At 39.7% G+C, this 17,712-nt stretch carries 12 protein-coding genes; 7 read left to right on the forward strand and 5 right to left on the reverse strand.

Annotation, left to right across the window (positions count from 1 at the left end):
* Positions 1-94: 94 nt before the first annotated feature.
* Entirely contained in the window at positions 95-403 is a 309-nt protein-coding gene (locus tag V1502_RS02530) for a nucleotide pyrophosphohydrolase (RefSeq protein ID WP_409252825.1), read from the reverse strand.
* Complete coding sequence (locus V1502_RS02535; protein ID WP_409252826.1) at positions 396-2,054, reverse strand: DUF2075 domain-containing protein; 1,659 nt, start codon at positions 2,052-2,054, stop codon at positions 396-398. Before V1502_RS02535 ends, V1502_RS02530 begins: the two co-directional genes overlap by 8 nt.
* Before the next feature lie 482 nt (positions 2,055-2,536).
* Here V1502_RS02535 and V1502_RS02540 point away from each other — a divergent pair, with 482 nt between their 5' ends.
* From V1502_RS02540 to V1502_RS02550, 3 genes are all read left to right on the forward strand, one after another.
* A complete protein-coding gene (locus tag V1502_RS02540; RefSeq protein ID WP_409252827.1) occupies positions 2,537-2,812 on the forward strand; it encodes a hypothetical protein in 276 nt (91 codons plus the stop codon).
* Between the two features lie 117 nt (positions 2,813-2,929).
* Positions 2,930-3,838, forward strand: coding sequence for a reverse transcriptase family protein (locus V1502_RS02545; RefSeq protein WP_409252828.1), 909 nt, complete (start codon positions 2,930-2,932; stop codon positions 3,836-3,838).
* A 209-nt stretch (positions 3,839-4,047) separates the two neighbouring features.
* A complete protein-coding gene (locus tag V1502_RS02550; RefSeq protein ID WP_409252829.1) occupies positions 4,048-5,235 on the forward strand; it encodes a DUF3800 domain-containing protein in 1,188 nt (395 codons plus the stop codon).
* 172 nt (positions 5,236-5,407) lie between these two features.
* Here the strand turns inward: V1502_RS02550 and V1502_RS02555 are convergent, their stop codons facing one another.
* Positions 5,408-8,557: a DUF3427 domain-containing protein gene (locus tag V1502_RS02555; RefSeq protein ID WP_409252830.1), complete on the reverse strand. Its 3,150-nt coding sequence runs from the start codon at positions 8,555-8,557 to the stop codon at positions 5,408-5,410.
* A 622-nt stretch (positions 8,558-9,179) separates the two neighbouring features.
* Here V1502_RS02555 and V1502_RS02560 point away from each other — a divergent pair.
* The 3 genes from V1502_RS02560 (at position 9,180) to V1502_RS02570 (ending at position 11,129) form a co-directional block, all read left to right on the forward strand.
* The gene (locus V1502_RS02560; protein WP_409252831.1) at positions 9,180-9,566 is read left to right on the forward strand and encodes a hypothetical protein; all 387 of its coding nucleotides are present in this window, start codon (positions 9,180-9,182) and stop codon (positions 9,564-9,566) included.
* A gap of 25 nt (positions 9,567-9,591) precedes the next feature.
* The gene (locus tag V1502_RS02565; protein WP_409252832.1) at positions 9,592-10,029 is read left to right on the forward strand and encodes a GNAT family N-acetyltransferase; all 438 of its coding nucleotides are present in this window, start codon (positions 9,592-9,594) and stop codon (positions 10,027-10,029) included.
* A 428-nt stretch (positions 10,030-10,457) separates the two neighbouring features.
* Positions 10,458-11,129 carry a permease gene (locus V1502_RS02570; protein ID WP_409252833.1) on the forward strand — a complete coding sequence of 224 codons (672 nt, stop codon included), beginning with the start codon at positions 10,458-10,460 and terminating at the stop codon, positions 11,127-11,129.
* Between the two features lie 67 nt (positions 11,130-11,196).
* Here V1502_RS02570 and V1502_RS02575 read toward each other — a convergent pair whose 3' ends face one another.
* Entirely contained in the window at positions 11,197-12,087 is an 891-nt protein-coding gene (locus V1502_RS02575) for a fructose bisphosphate aldolase (RefSeq protein WP_409252834.1), read from the reverse strand.
* Positions 12,088-13,681: 1,594 nt separating this feature from the next.
* On the reverse strand, positions 13,682-14,470 hold the full coding sequence (locus tag V1502_RS02580) for a GNAT family N-acetyltransferase (protein WP_409252835.1): 789 nt from the start codon (positions 14,468-14,470) through the stop codon (positions 13,682-13,684).
* 681 nt (positions 14,471-15,151) lie between these two features.
* Between V1502_RS02580 and V1502_RS02585 the strand changes: the two genes are divergently transcribed.
* A complete protein-coding gene (locus tag V1502_RS02585) occupies positions 15,152-17,578 on the forward strand; it encodes an EAL domain-containing protein (protein WP_409252836.1) in 2,427 nt (808 codons plus the stop codon).
* Positions 17,579-17,712: the final 134 nt, after the last annotated feature.

The following is a 17,712-nucleotide window of genomic DNA, read 5'->3' on the forward strand; positions in this document are numbered from 1 at the left end:
TGACTTTGAGTGTATCTAAAGTATTTAAAGCAGAGGGACAGAGGGACAGGTGTCCCTGATTATTTTACGAGAGACTATCCCTCTGTCCAATGAACTAATTACTTTCAACCGGATACTTCTCCCCATTCTTCTCCAATTTCTCCTCAACAATCTTCTTCACATCCAACTCAAGATCAGAACAAAGCATCAGCGAATAGATGAGAACATCCGCAATCTCTTCCCGGATGTTCTCTTTATTTTCCTGAAGTGCTTTTTCACTGCTGATCCATTGGAAATCTTCCAGTAGCTCTGCTGCTTCGATTGAGATGGAGATGGCAAGGTCCTTAGGGTTATGATATTGACGCCAGTTCCGATCATCCCTAAATTTATTTACTGAATTAATTAGACTCTGTATATCACTCATATTGATTTTCTCCTTTGCTTTGCAATTCCAATAACCTTTTCCTTAACTTAGGATCTGTAGCATAAATATATAAACCACTGATCCCGCGCTTCATCAGAACGTTAATGGAGTTCAGAATAATTTCTTCTTTTATCTCCTGGTTCTTTTCCTGGGATAGGTCTGTTCTTGAAATGAACGCTCCGGTGTCTTTATATTTTGAAGGGTCGATAACCAGCCGGTCATTTTCTTCATCATAACTGATGGAGGGGCCAAGGACCACACCTACATAATTCAGGTCAAATCCTTGAACCGTGTAGATCGAGCCGACCTCTTTAATCGATTCCGGATATTCAGCCCACGTGATATTATCTTGTGTACTATTCCAGGGCATGTTGATTCCTTCTTCGTCTACGATGTAGGTCTTCTTATCTTTTTTATGAAGGTAATCAAAGGTTGAGACGATGCGAGAAAGACCGACTTCATCATTCTTACTTTCAATGGCTTCTTTAAAGACTGAAGCTTCTTCAAAAATTTTCAGTTCAAACTTTGAATCTTTCTTTTTAGGTGGTAAGGGAAGTAACTCTTTCGCAACAAAATGATCAATCCACCTCATGGTCTCAGGATTGGCGTTCATCCTCAACTGATCAGTCAGCTTTACGGTTTTGGCATTGTACTGGTTTGTGATTTCCTCAAGCAATCGATCATCCCAATAGCTTTTAATTTTCAGCACTTGTTTCGGGTCAAAAATGACAATGGTGATTTTGCTGCGCTTAATGATTTCATCCAGCTGGTTCTGATACCTGAAGTTGTTGTAGGAATCTTCCTTTGTAAGGAGAAGGTGAGCTTCGTCTACTAAAACGATATCAGCCTTCGAGTCATCTTTTGTCTTTTGATTAATAAAAGGTGTAGGTTTCATGAGGCTCTTCTTCTTCAAATTAGGCAAACTGTTAGCAATCCCTTTATAAGTCTTCAGCATTTCTCCATGATTCACGAGCAGGTAGTTATCCGTTCCGTGGAGGGAGGAGCTGCTGTCATGAGCTAAGTCCTGAATGGTGTTAAACAAGGAGCTTAACAGGACGCTCTTCCCGGATTCGGCATCACCTTCAATCGCAATCACGTGGTTACCTTCCTGGTTGATATTTTCTTTGCAGAATTCAAGGATTTTAATTTTAATATCAAGCTGCTGAGGTGTGAGCTCTTTATAGGGAGATAACTTGTAAACATCTTTATTTCTAAGATTTTCAACTGTGTCGTAAACAATCTTCTCTTCTCTAAGCTTCTCCCAAATCGCTTGAAAAAGCTCCTCATTATAAAAAGACTTCTCATAATAGTTGTGCATTTCCCTGGAGTTTGTCTGGCTCACGTTCTGCAACTGGTAGTGATTATCCGCAATAAAGTAGTTTATAAGATTAGACTCGATATTATAGGTCGCCGACTGATTGAACTTCTCATGACCAATTAAGATCGAACGATTTAAGTTCTTACGCCTTTTATCCTCTAAATGATTCTTCAACCGCCGTGCAGCTTGAACCGTTTGTCCTATGTAGGCAGAGGGCTTTTTCTTGTCATTGTAAAGAATATATACGATTGGGTAGTTGTTTAGGTGGACTGTTTTTATGTGATTGAGATGGTCATGATTGAAATCTTTCTTTTCTACGATAAGTTCGTTCATGCTTTTAACCTCATTGTCTCTTTTTTTTAAATAGTAACATAAAATATCTGGATTATTTACCCATTTTTACTTTTGTGGGATAGACTATTTCTGTCTTTGTATCCCTGTGGAGGTGAAAAAAATCAATCATTTTAATGGATCAAATTTTAGGACCTCTATTAAAATTATAATATTAGATTTACATAATTACGTATGATATATTTATAAACAGAATAATGAGACATCTTACCTCTGCGAAAATTTGGTGGATCAACGTAGTTGTGAAGCGTTAACTATTTGGGCTTTTCATATTATTAAGCTCAACAACCGTCATGATGTCCTGTGCTGTATTTCCGGCTTATCTTATTGCCTGGAGGGAGCAGAGGTCACTTTTGGCTAAAAGATATTAGAGAGAGCGGTACTTGTCTCATTAAATCCTTCTTCAATATTAACGAGCAGAGGGGCCTGAAGAGGTCAATTGATATTTGAAAGGAGGATAGTAGATGAAAAATTCATCTCCTAAAAAACAAAAGTATCGCCTATCATCTAACAGTAAAAATCAAGCACACTCCAGTAATACTGAGAAATCAGGTGCCAGAGAGTTATTTGTAGAAAACTTCGTTCCTGAATTTGCTTTGTCCTTAGCCAAAAGCTTTAAAATCTTGGTTATCGGAGGCAGTTTAGGTATAGTGAAAAAGTTTTTCTTCAATGTAGACTTGAGCATATTGTTGGAGGTTCTCTCTAATATCTTCTACAAAAAACGAATTTTAATATGGTGAGACAAATGTTAATACAATCCCACTAACCCACTTTATAACCTACACAGTAAAAAAAGATTAGCAGCTATTCTTAAAACTGATATAGATTATATTAAATCAATAGATACACGTATAAAAGTGTACTCATTTAAAAAGCAAATCGGAGAAAAAGAGAGGATCCTTTTCGACACTAATTTGGAATATAAAGCTTTATTGAAAAGACTGAATAAACTTATAAGTAAGGTGAATTTCCCCTCCTATGTTTATTCAGGAGTACCGAATAAAGATTTTTTGGGAAATGCTGATTCCCATCGGGATAACTTATATATTCAAAAAGCTGATATTAAAAATTTTTTTCCTAGCACTAACGATAGCTATGTATATGGTTTGTTTCTAAATAAGTTCAATGTAAGTCCTGATATTGCTAAAATTCTTACTATAATGACAACATGTAATTTACATGGGAGAAGCTCTAGACACATTCCCCAAGGATTTCCAACTAGTACAACCCTTTCCTTTCTTGCCTACTTCGATATGTTTAATGGGATAAAAAAAATATGTGATAAAAATGATATTCACTTTACCTTGTTTGTTGATGATATGACATTTTCAAGTCCTAAGAGAATTCCTGCATCTTTTTTAAAACATATTAGTAAAGTTGTCAGTAAATATGATTTAGAACTGCATCCTCAAAAAATAAAAAGAAATAACCCCTATAGCGCCATAAATGTGACCGGTGTAAATATAAACCCTAAAAATGACTTGCTTAAGGCACCAAATAAATTGCAGCAAAAAATGTTTGTGAATTTTCAGAGGGTAAGTGATTATAGTCTCAGATCTTATGATGATTATCTCCAATTTAAAAAATTGGTGTTAAAAACTGAAGGTCAGTTGAATTCTATTAAAAGAATAGAGCAAGAGAGACAGATGCCCTATATTAGTAAGGTAATTAGCGATATAAAAGACAAATTTTTAGTATCTTCGGTTAAGGGAGCATCCGAGGATATTTTAATTAAAGAATATAAACTTTTTAGGGAAAGAATTTAATTTAAGAACTTCGGCGAGATAAGGTAACCGGTAGGAAACCTTATTTTGTTGTTTAGATAGTAATTTTCTTTGATCATTTTTAAATCAAAGAATTTCTTCCTACAACCAAAACATGAAAATTAACTTTAAGAATTTAATGGGTAATGGGCTGTCCGCTGTCCATAAATCAGTAAATTTAACTTTCATATGTAATTAATGGAGGAATTAAAATGGCAGAAACAGATTTAGAAGTATTAGAAGAAATTGATAATGAAATAAATGATGAACAAGATAAGAGCTACGAGGGTGGAAACCCAAAAAAAGAATTGGAGAGAAAGAAGAAAGCAGATACCTTATGGAAAGCTGTTCAAATGGGGAATGATAAACATTTGACTACTAGGGTAGCGAATATATTAAATAGATATCCCGAAACGAGAAATTCAGATATTACTCTCCAAATAAAGTACTGGCAGGTCTATAATGGTCTAACTTCTAACTTTGTCGAGTTAAATAGGCTCTATATTATGGAGAGGTTGACATCTATATCTAGAGCTCGTGCTAAAATTCAAAATGAATATAAGTTATTTTTAGCAGACACTGAGGTAAGACGTCGAAGAAGGACATTAGAAGAAGATGAAAAGGAAGCACAACTATTAGACAAGCCTACTTATGGAACGATAGATATTTTTGCAGATGAAACAGGTAAAACAGAAACATTTGTTATAGTGGCGGGTGTTTGGCTATTAAATGAAAGAATATCATCTAGGGTACAAAGGGATTATATTCAATGGGTTAGAACAAAGGAAGAACAAGGGATAAAGTTGCCTGAGGAGTTTCATTTCAAAAATCTAAACAATAGGAATAAGCAAGAGTTAGAACTATTTAAAGAATTTTTTAATCTTATTATTCGTAATGGTGAAATGATTAGTTTTAAAGCAGTAGCCGTCAATAAAAGTAAAATAAATAGAATTCCAATCTCTGATTTAGTAATAAAACTCTTTTATCAGTTTATTAGATTAGGTATCAACCATGAGATGAACTCTGAAAGAATTCAGTTACCAAAGAAGATTAACTTAACAAAAGATGAGGAGGAAGGCGAAAGTTCCTTGGTTCTTGAGACAGTAAAACAAAATTTAGGAGATAATTTTAAGTTGCATCATCAAGATGATTTAATTATGGACCAACTAATTTCTATGCCATCCCATGAGCATATATTTTTACAGTTTGCCGACTTGTTTGTTGCATCTTTAAATAGAAGATATAACAATCCTGGTAACAACAATAAAGATGAGCTAGCTGAGTATATTTTAGAAACAGTCAATATAAAGGAAATTAGGTTCTCTGCTAATCAAATCGAAGAAGATGATGAGGAGCATACTGAAGAAATTGATCACTCAGTTTTGTTTGTTTTCGATTAAATTTCTTCTATTTTATGTAAAAAAAGAAATTTGATAAAAGAGATAGACCAATCATGTGATTTTGATATAGCCAGAAATAAGAATCAAATGATTGGTCTTGCACCCCGTTAAGCCCTAAATGTGGCGGTTTTCACTTAAGCATAATTATTACTTAGCATTATTTTTTAAATTTCTATAATATATTCTTATGAGCCCGCGGCACCAAATAAGAAGGCATCTCCTCCTCAAGCTCCCAAACAAAACTCATCGGTTTGTTTCCGGAGTGCTTAATATAATTTGCTGTTCCAAGAAAGACGAAAGGTGATGGAATGCTGCCTTTCTCTTTTTTGTATTCTCTGACAAATAAGGCGATCTTGTTTCCGGTCTGCCTGTGATGGCTATACCGCTGGCCGGTCGGGCTTTCTTCGCTGACTTTACTTTGGGTTTGCCAGTGGAATAACTTTTCGTTTATGGCATAGTCCTCGTAAAGTGTTGATGGTGAGAAGTCTTTTTCTGATTTGTTCAGCGTGATAAAAAAGATATCCAGGTTCTTGTCTTTGAAGTACTTGACTCCTTCCCGGAACGCCGGGCTTTGCTCTTCGGTGTTGTAGTCAAATCCCGCCAGTACCTGTGCCGTTGAGTAGCGGCTGTGGACCTGGAGTGGGCAAGGGAAGGTGAAGTTTGGCTTCAATTCAATGGTTTCTAGAGAGTCATATAGAACCTCTACAATCTGCTTGATTTCCTCTTTGAAGGCAGGATGCTTTAACACTTTTTTAATTCCATCCTTTATGGAAGAGAGTCCTTCTTTTTCAGGATGGGCTTGATAAAAAGAGTAATAGAACATGTTCAGCATCAGGTCTTTTTCTTTCCCGTTCGCTTCTTCCGTTTTTATATAGTCTTTTAAAAACTCCAGCAGCTTTCTTGAGTTGAGATGAAACAGGTTAGGCAGGCGGCTTGTAAGCCACTGTTCTCCTTCATAGGTGAAATCTTCTGCAAGTCCCGCATCCACTAGCAGTCGGGAAAAACTTCTATTTTTATTTCCTCCGTAAAAGTCATAGAGATCCAGGTGATAGTGCTCTAGGAAGTTTTTCAAGGTAACGGATTTTCCGGTATCGTGCTCAAAGGTTCTTAGTTTGGCTACCAGGTTTGCTTTGGAATTGGCGCCCGCTTTGATGTTCCGCAGGATGTATTCCTTCGCTTGTTTTTCCAACTGGACGAAGCAGCCTTTTGGCAGGTTGAAGAATCCGTTTTCGACATAGTATTGGACGGAGTGCTTTGATTTGCCGATCAGGGCTCTCAGTTTTTCTTCGTACGAATAGTTGCGGTGGGCTTGTCCGACGAAATCCAGGACAGTCAGGCATTCTTTGTCTTCTGATAGGCGAAGGCCGCGTCCGAGCTGCTGCAGGAAGACGGTCATACTTTCTGTGGGACGCAGGAACAGCATCGTGTTGATTTCAGGGATGTCGATTCCTTCATTGTATAAGTCGACAACGAAGATGAATATGATTTCTCCTGAGACGAGTAGCTGCTGTGCTTCCAGACGGGATTTACGGTCAGTTCCCCCGTGTAATGCGATGGAAGGGATGCCGGATTTGTTAAAGAAATCAGCCATGTACTGCGCATGTGCAATTGACACGCAGAAGCCGAGTCCTTTTACATCGCTGATATCCGTGACATACTTCTGGACGCTTTGGACGATCTGCGAGCTTCTAAGGTGATTGGACGTATAGACATTTTCTAATTGCTTGGTATCGTAGCCGCCTCGGGTCCATTTCAGGTTTGAGAGATCGACGGTATCGGTGACACAGAAGTATTGAAAAGGACTTAACAGCTTTTGATTGACCGCTTCGGTTAGCCGCATTTCGGCTGCGATATGGTCATCAAAATAAGAAAGAACACTTTTTCCATCCATCCTCTCAGGGGTAGCGGTCAGTCCCAGGAGAATCTGCGGCTGATAATGGTTCAGCAGCTTTTGATAAGAGTCGGCGGCGGCATGGTGGAACTCATCGACAATAATAAAGTCGTAGAAGCCGCTTTCGGTATGTTGATGAAGCTCCTTGCTGTTAAAGCTCTGAATGCTGACGAATAAGTGATCGAGAGAGGATGGCTGTTGAGTGCCAACAAGCATATCCCCGAAGTTCGGTTCCCGTAAAATCGCGCGGAAGGTGTTCAGGCTTTGTTTTAAAATTTCTTCCCGGTGAGCAACGAAGAGAAGCTTTGCCTTCCCGCCGTTTGCTTTCCGGAAACGTTTGTAGTCAAAAGCGGAAATGACGGTTTTTCCCACACCGGTTGCGGCGACCAACAAATTTTTATAGCGGTGATGAACTTCCCGTTCCGCCTGCAGCTTTTCGAGGATCTCTTTTTGATAGTAGTAAGGCTGGATGTCAAAGAGATACTGAACCGATTCCTCAGCGACTTTGCTTTTCTCTAAAGCCAGCTTAAGTGTTAGGTTGTCTTCCTCATTTTCTCCGTTAAACGCTTTGAACTCCTTGTCATTCCAGTAGCTTTCAAAGGTGGCCTCACATTTTTTGAGCACATCAAAGGAATCCTTCTCGGTTACCTTCACGTTCCATTCGAGCCCTGAAGTGAGAGCGGGATTGGAGAGATTGGAAGAGCCGATATAAGCTGTACTGAAGCCGGTGTCTCTTTTAAAAAGATAGGCCTTGGCATGCAGCCTTGTCCGCTGCACATCATAGGAAATCCGGATTTCGGTGTTGGTTAGCTTGCTCAGCTCCTGGATCGCCTTATAATCCGTCGCCTCCATGTAGGAGGTCGTGATGACCCGGAGCCTGCCGCCACCCTCCGTGAATGTCTTCAATTCTTCCAAAATGATTCGCAGCCCGCTCCACTTGATGAAGGACACGAGCATATCGATAGAATCAGAGGAGACGATTTCCTTCTTCAGTTCACCCAGCATGTTCGGCTCGTAGCTGGAGCCGGTGAATAAGGAGCTCTCAGAGATGGGGGTCACGGGACGGATGACTTCCTGATTCCCGATGCTTCGGATGGAGTTCATCTTGGAGTAGATATGTGTCAGGACCTCGCCTTCTTCGGCAATCTTCAGTCGTTCAAACTCCTGGCGGTCCAATCGCTGACTCAGAATCGTGATGATTTCATTGCAGGTCTCAACCTGTCTCAGAAGAGCCTGCCCATCATTCCGCTCCTCATCGCGAACAGATTTCAGAGCATTCCTCGTCACCGAACTGATGTAAGAAGAAAGGACTTTCCGCGCTTCCTCCACATCCAGAGGGGACTTGCCGATATCAAAATCCAAGTCGGAGCCAGACAGCTCGTCCTGAAGCTTCTTCGTAATGATTTCTTCATAGATTCCTTGTTTAAGCATGTTGGGGATCATTTCCTAATTTATGGGTTTATTTGGTATAATTATAATAACATAGATATAACAGGAATCGTGCTTGTGAATAGAGGAGGTCCACATGATTAAGAAATTCTTAGAACTGTCCAACCTTGAAACAACGATCAGTCTAAGGCAGAAAGAATTGTTAGAGTTGGAAGAAAAGATAGAGGAAAAGAAGAGTCTGTTAAAGCAGTAAAGTCGGGAAGCCCGTAGATATGAAGAATATAATCTGGCTGAAAACGAGATTGCCGTAGCGGGAGCGGTGGAAGCTGAGCCTGTCAGTGAGAAGAAAGTAGGGGAAATTGCGAGAACTGATTTAGTGAGACTGTTGGAGAGTGGGCGTGTGCCGCATGCCGTGGTTGAAAGTTTGAAGGATAATAGATACTCCAAGGACACTTTAGACCTGAATTTTCCTTTGCTTAAAGAGGTAACGGATAGCGGGAGAATTGAGGAGCTTAAGAAGGATCATAATGGGCGGAGCAGATACTATGCTAAGCCATTGTGCATTAATGGGAGGAAGTATTTGCTTTGTTCAGAGTGGTTTGACCGGAGTAAGACGAGGTTGGTTAGGTGGATGGGGAAGTATCAGTGATATAGGGGGATGAACATGGAATCTTTAGTTTGGGAATCAGAAAACAAATTATTTTCTACAACAAATATTGAGAACAGGGCTAATGCGGATAAGTTGTTTTTACGTTTTCTTATGGAAGTAGAAAAGAGTGAATTAGACCCGCGTAAAGTGTTCACTATTAAAGAAGTCATGATGTTTATTCCAAGAAAAAGTTCAGGGATAAAGAATTATGCTACATACGGTTTTTCTTTTATGAGTATGTTGAGCACACAAAAGAATCGGGACTATTTTATATTTGAGAATCCTGGAGTAAGAGACGAGTTTACATCTCAATGCCAAAATAGATTAAGAGATAATTATTATTGGCAGAAGCATTATTTGGGCGAGAGGATAAGAATTAATCCAAAATATTTAAAGGTATAAGTTATCGGAAGGGCTGAGTTAATAAATGGACATAAGAAAACCTAACGAGGAAGAGATTGAAAAAATATCAGCACTATCTCCACAAGCAATATTTGAGGGGACTTTAGGTGAAACAAAACCAACGATTGAAAAAGCAAAACAACTGGTAGAACCTCTTTTAAAGAAGGGAAGTTATTATTTAATAGCAACTGAGAACAATGTAATAACAGGATGGATTCTTATAGGAGGAAGTAAAGACCAGTTTTCAGATAAGGCACTCGGGTTTATTTATGAATTGTTTGTTATAGAGGAATACAGAGGTAAAGGTATTTCAAAACGATTGATTAAAACAGGTGTGGAACAATTGAAACAAGAAGGATATGCCGAAATTCGCTTAAGCGTATTTGATGGTAATCAAGCAATTAAGATATATGAAAGTCTGGGATTTAAAAATAGGACAATTACTATGAGTGTTTCATTGTAGATAATCTTCTTTCATTTACACGGGGCGGAAATGTAAAAACGGGAATTCAGGTCCCTACCCCCGCATGTCCATTTAACAATCGAAACAGGCTTATTGAAAAGACGATCTTAACTATGTTGTAAAAACTGGAGGTTTTATAATTTGAGATTATCCCTTTTAGGCATCTCTATATCCTTATTTGGAATAGCCCTTATTCTAACATCAAGTGGTGGCGCGGCAGGATTCGGACTTCTTGTTTCATTTGTCGGTTTAGTGGTCTCTCTCGTGTCATATCTAATGCAACTTGGTAAAAGTACAGTTGACAATCTATCCAAAGAGATAAAGCCAGAAGACACCTCATGGTTCAACAAACGGGGCAATAACTGAAGTATAGTTAAGTGTGCCGGCTATTGCACTTTTTCAATTACAGGGAAACAGGGTGATAAGTCATGATCGGAATAAGCATAGCAACAAAGTGGGAATTTGAAGCGACCTTGGAGTACTTCAGCATAAAAGATAACGAACGTATAAGTTATCCTTATGGAGAGTATTTCATGAGAACCATTAATGGTACGGAGCTTGTTTTTTACAGCACTGGTGTAAGAAAAGTAAATGGTGTTGGTGCTAATCAGTATATGATTTCTAAATTTAATCTAACGAAAGTCATCGTTGCTGGAACTTGTGCAGGAATCGATGATAAGTTCAGTAATCTGGATATTTTCGTACCTGATAAAGCGGTTCAATATGATTGCACAGTAAAAGAAATTGAGCCTTTTATTAAACAATCTTTCATCGTTGATATTGATTTATCCCAATATGGAAATGATTTTCATATCGGAACCATTGGCACCGCCGATAAAGCAGTAGTGATGTGGAAGGACTACTTAGAACTGAAAGAAAATAACATCAGGATAGCCGATACAGAAGCGGGGGCCATTGCTTATATCTGTAAAAAGAATGATGTTGAGTGCATTATCTTAAAAGGGATATCAGATTTTCCAACAGAGGAAAGTAACTCAGATGGTTTCGAATCGAACACTGACCAGATTAATATTTATATAGAAAACACGCCCAAAGTGATGAACAAAATATTTGGAGAGTATTTAGAGAGATTTATTTAGGTACCGGGGGCTTGGCGCTGCCTATAAAAATCCCCCGCTTCAGCTTAGAAGCAGGGGAGGATATGCTTTATTTCTTATTAACAGAAGCATCATAAATCGATTCGATGGCATCTCGCATGGATTGATCAAATTCTTCGGAAGATTGATCCACTCTCAATTCTTCGGCAAGCGCCCGGGAGAAGCTTGCGATCATGCCGTCGTTCTCTTTCAGTTTCTCGTTGGCTTCTTCTCGGGAATAACCGCCTGATAGGGCAACAACCCGGACGACGCGCGGATGCTCCACCAGTTCCTTGTAGGCATTAGCCTTTGTCGGGATCGTGAGCTTCAGCATCACATTTTCATCCTCGGATAAATCATTGAGATGCTTGACGATTCCAGCACGCAGGATTTCTTCGCATTGTTCCTTGTCCTCGCTATGGATATTCACTTCAGGTTCGATGATGGGTACCAAATCAGAAGCGATGATTCTCTTGCCGATTTCGAATTGCTGGTCCACGACAGCCTTGATTCCTGATTCATTCGGTTCATGGATGACTGAACGCATTTTGGTGCCGAAGATATTTCGTTCTTTGGCACGGCGCAGCGTTTCATCAAGGTCCGGGTTCGGCTTCATGAGCTGTACCCCGTCTTCTTTCTCGGCCAGGCCTTTATCCACTTTCAAAAACGGGACAATATTATGATCAGCCAGATAATCCGCTGTATATTTCCCTTCTACTTTACTGTCCATCGTCTGTTCGAACAAAATCACGCCAAGGATATGGTCTGAACTGAAAGAGGGAGACGTCATAATCCTGGTCCGCATTTCGTGCACCTGATTGAACATCTCCTCTTCATTTGAGTAGGAATCCTCGGTAACACCATACGCTGCCAGTGCCTTAGGTGTACTGCCTCCGCTTTGATCCAGGGCAGCAATGAACCCTTTACCATTTTTCATTCGGTCGAGTTGATTTTGATTCATACATTCCACTCCTTTTTTATTTAATCCTCTGGTAATTCCACCTCTATTCTAATTCCCTATTTTTGATGGAGTTAACATTGCTATGAGGGAATTGTAGAACCTGACTCTATTAATTTCTATGAGGGAAAAAAGTTTGTAACTTGTTAGAGGAACATGGGGACTGGTACCTGTTCTTCTAAGTATCTAGAGCAGATGGAATTCATTTCCCTTCATAATATAAACTAAACCGGTGTTTATACAGTTTCCATACTGTCTATAGGAACTTTTTTGTGGTCTTTGGATAAGGTGGACGGATACTTGGTCCCGGAGTATTTCTCGTGGGAGAATTCACCTGTCCCTCTGTCCCAGGGGTTGTTACATTCAGTAGATGGTCAACTTCATGAAGCAATAAGGAAAGATGAAGAAAATTTTGCTGAATATGTTGTGAGGGGGAAAAGAAAAGTGGCACTAAAAATAAAGACATATTTCCTAGTATATTTTAATGCAAAGGAAGGTACGGAACGCCTCTATTCATAAGTACCAACGTGCAAAGCGCTGTTAATATCTTTCCTGTCGAGAAAGTTTTGTTAACAAATAGGACTGATATACATTGTTAACGACGATAAAAGAACATAAGGTACACATTGTTAGCATCATTGTTTTCTTCCGACTAGACATGATTACCACACCTAACCTTTCTCTTTATATTCTTTAAGGCTTTAATGATTCTTTCCTTTCGATCAATAACCTTATCCCACAGCTAAGGTGCGTTTTGGACATTGATGACAAATGTATCTGCATTAATGACTAAATCTCAAGCTTCACTATACCTTACCAAGACCTTTTGGGAATACATCCTCTGTTAAGTCATATTCGCACTAAACCGTCATCTTTTTCAATTAAAGCCGCTTTAGCATTAAATGCAACACCTTGTTTCGCAGCCTGATGCCACACTTGCCTCTACCCTATAACGACAAGATCATACTTTGTCATATGGATAAACCTACTTTTCATTCCTGGGGTATGTTTTCCCCCTTTTTATAAATGTAAAACGTTAAAGAGTACCTAGATTAACTCTATCGAAATAAATTATACCGGGGTTAGCAGCAATGGAAAACGAGTGATGAGGTTGCTGGGAACAAGGGAGATAGGTATCCCGTTCTGTATTTAGGGGAAATCATCTTTCTGTCCCTAAAGAAACAACTGCAATACCAGTCAAAAAATATTGAATGAATTAGCAGATGTGTTGATATATGTCTATAGGCACTTTTTTCGTTCTTCGTGGACAAGTCGGACAGGTATCTGGTCCCCGATTATGTGTCGCAGGACAATTCATCACCTGTCCCTCTGTCCCACCAAGGAAAGAGCGCCTTTTTTTCTCTTCGGAACATTTACCTGTCGGTGCTAAACAGGGCGCTTCTGCTTTTGATGACAGGTGAAACCTAGTTTACGTACCCACCGGAACGTAACCCCACAGGCATAGCCGAGGAGGCTCACCCCCCCGCCCCGCGGAGTCGCACACCTGAAGCGGAAATCAACTACTCATCCAAATAGCAACAATATTTACGAAAAGAGCCTTATAGAAAAGAAAGTGGCTCCCCACTAAATATGCAGCTTACGCCCCTTGTATCTCCTTAATACCTTTCCCGCCTAAAAAAGCATGGCCTGTCTGTAAGCTCAATACCGTCTGGAATCCATAGCGGCTATAAACCTTTTCAACTCGTTCATTAATCGGGTGCACCCATAGTTTTTCCAGCAGAAGTTTTTGCGCTTCATTTTGTACCTGTTGTAACACCCAACCGATTAGTCCTTTCCCTCTATATTCTTCGATGGTGGCGACGCTTTCTACTCTACCTTGATTGCCATGAACAAATAAGCATGCTGTGGAACAAGGGATACCGTTATATTTCAATAGATAATGAGTATAACGGGAATCGTTAAATTCTGATTGGAACGCCTTTTCACGAACTGCTTTTCCGCCAAATTCTTTAATCTGACACTCAACCCATAAGGCATCCTTATAATTATTAGCGGTTACTTTTTCTATAGTGACATCTTTATTGATTGCTAATTCCGTAACTTTGTTATTCCAAAGCTGTATTGGCTGCATAAAATCTTCAACCTGAAAGCCCTTCTCTTTTAATAGAGCAATAAAGGTTGTCAGAGACTCCAGGTTGTATAAATAAAACCTGGGAATAATCTTCAAAGTTTCATAAAAAGAAATGACCTCATTGATGACTTCTTCTGGGTTGTCTGGTTGTTTACTCACATGGGCATGGTTAGCATCATAATACTCTGGCTGGTGTTCGTTCGAAAACAAAACTCCCCACGTTCTATCTTGCTTATTGGAAAAGGACTGTAAAAGTGCAAAGTCAAGCTCTTCAATCTGCTTGATTAAATCCATATTTCATCCACCTCTTCTTGTTTTTAATTCATTCTGGCACTTCATCACCGGTGTTACAATCTAAAACACGAACTAATTAAGGGTGATAATTAGAAATAAATATCCCCGCACCTGTTTTTATTTAAATGATTTTGCGGCTTTCATCCACTCTTCTTTAGATAGCATAAAGTTAGATTTCCCTGATTTATAAAGCATATCATAAGGGATATGTTCTTGTTATAAGGCTGTTATTTTTAAAATGAATGTCACCAGGGAGAAGGGGACAGGTACCTTATTTTCAGGCAGCTCAATGCAGGTTGACTTAGAGGGAGAAGTTTTTAAGAACTTAAGAAAAATGGGCTGAGTATCCGGTGTCTATACAGTATCCATACTGTCTATAGACATTTTTCTGCGTTCTACGGAGTAGTCGGACAGGCATCTTATCCCTGATCATCTCCCGCAGGACCATCCACCTGTCCCGCCACAATATATAGCAATAAAAAGAAGGTTTTGACGGAATTTGTCAAAATGTTTTTATGAAAACCGATGAAAAAGGCATTAATATAGTAATATAGTCTTATTTTCGTTATTGGCATACGGTTGCCGCTCATTCATAGCTCGATTTTTGGCTGTATAGCAAGAATTTTGATAGAAGTCTTACGGGATTTAATGAAGCCGAAGCATTGAAAAGAGGAATTATAAATGGTCTATTACTCTCTTAGTGAATATCTTTTATCCATTGGGATAGCCACGATCGCAGGTCTTTTTGGCATTACTCTTATTAGGAAGATGAACCCGGTGGAGAATGGGAAATTGAAAGTCCATATTGCCTCCCTGGTGTTTGGGGCGGCCATCTATTTTTCATATCTGTATGGAAATATGTCGGGCATACAGGCGAATGTCGATTTCTTTGTTGGGGTGGGCTTCCTGATTTTTAACACCTGGGCGGTCAATACGACCATTAATACGATATGCCTGAGAGAAATTTCTTTTACTAAATTGATTTTTAGTTCCATCATTTTTGCTTCATGCATCAGTTTAGTCAACATGATTGATATTTGGAGTGAAATGGTAGAGCACGATCTGAAAATGAATCTTTTGTTATTTATCAGTGCCAACATATTGCTGGCAGGGAATGTCCTGGCGACGATCCGCTTTATCCGGCAGTTAAGAAGTGTGGAAAAGGTTCATTTCTCGTGGATTCTGTTCGGAAGTTTTGCGATAGGGATGGCTTTTGCCAGTATCCGTTTCACGTTGTTTTCAAGTATTACGTTGTTCTCCACTATAGATTTGTTTTCGAATAAAGATATACCGATCTTTGAATGGGTTTATCTGAATAACACTTTATTGCCCTTGATGATTAATATCTTCGCTTTGGTATTCTTGGAGCTTGTTCCAGGACTCTTTTCAGAGATTCACAGTAAGGAGCAGAAAGAATTAATCATCGAGAACCAGCGCCGTTACGAAACGCTTTTTGATAACCAGGCTGTAGCAATATTTACGCTGGATCCAAAGGGAAGGATCCTGAAGTTAAACAATGCTGTCCAGCAATTGACGGGGGATTCTATCGATCAGTTTAAAAAAGGATCCTTATTCGCCGAGTTGATTCATGAGTCGAAGGAAGAAGAGTTTGTATCATATATCAATGAAGCTTTTAATGGCAGCTCTCAAATGTTTGAGACCAAGATAAGTGCAGGCAATGGTGACTATAAAGATGTGCAGATTACACTGATCCCGATGTTTGTGAAGGAAAGACTGGCAAATATTAATATCCTGGCCAAAGATATTACGGAGGTCATTCAAACGAGAGAGCAAATACAGCACTTAGCCTATCATGATTCGTTAACCGGGCTGCCTAACAGATTTTATTTTGTAAAAGAGTTGACCCGCAGGATTGAGACCAGTAAGCGTCCGGCGGCTGTTTGCTTTTTAGATCTGGACCGCTTTAAAGTGATCAACGATATTCTAGGGCATCAAACCGGGGACCATTTATTATTGCAGCTGTCTGAACGATTTACCTCGTTTGTGAAAGAAGATATTGAAGTTGCGAGGATGGGCGGAGATGAATTTACGTTTTTATTTCCGGAGATCGCATCGATGGAGGAATTGGAAACCAAGATAGAAGAGCTGCTGGCCCTTATCCAAACGCCCTTTCAAATCGAAAATCAGGAGCTTTACGTTACCGGAAGTATGGGGATCGCCCTATATCCCGAAGACAGTGACACGGTGGAAGATCTGATGAAGTATGCGGATGTGGCCATGTACCGCTCAAAAGAAAAGGGAAAGAATACGTACCAGTTTTATCACCAGCAAAATGATGAAGAGAGCAAGAAAGTGTTACTGCTTGAAAAAGATATCCGTAAAGCAATGAAAGAGAAAGAGTTTGAGATCGTCTATCAACCTCAGATGAAAATGTCGACCGGGAAGATATTCGGCGTGGAAGCCCTCTTACGCTGGAATCATCCCGCAGAAGGGACCATCCTGCCATCTGAATTCATCCCGCTTGCTGAAGAGAATGGGTTGATTCACGAACTGGGGGAGTGGATTCTCAGAGAATCTTGCAGGCAAATCAATGAATCGAAAAACGAGGGGTATGGCGGCCTGCAATTGAGCGTCAATATCTCCTTAAAACAGTTGTATCATCAAAATTTCATTTCGATCGTCAAGAGAGTGATAGAGGAAGAAGAGTTTCCGCCTCACCTATTGGACTTGGAAATCACAGAAAGCATGGCCATGAAAGATATAGAGTATGCTAAACTCATATTCAATCAACTTAGAGCCCTGGGCGTATCCATTAGTATTGACGACTTCGGGACGGGCTACAGCTCCTTGAATCACATAAAGAACTTCCCGATCGACCGGGTGAAAATCGATGGGGCCTTTATTCGGGACGTCCCAAGCAGTGCCGAGGCTGCCATCATCATCAAAACCATAGTGGCCATGACGAAAAATCTAAATCTCCTGTCCATCGCCGAACATGTAGAAACCCAGGAACAGTATGAGTTTTTACAGGAGATCCATTGCGATGAAATGCAAGGGTATTATTGCTCGCCTCCTGTAAATGCCGAAGAGTTGAGCGAGTTGCTGCAAGATCATAATGAAAAAGTGCTGCAGGGACATCGCAGGTAACGAGGGCCGGGAAGATTATCTGAGTATATGAGATAGCCTGTCCATGGCTTCAGGGTAGAGAATGAATGCCTATCATGCTACTATAGAGTAGGAATTTTACTAGAAAAGAAGACTCATATTACAGAGAGAAAAAC

It is taken from the genome of Rossellomorea sedimentorum (genome assembly GCF_046237645.1).
Lineage (GTDB): Bacteria > Bacillota > Bacilli > Bacillales > Bacillaceae_B > Rossellomorea > Rossellomorea sedimentorum.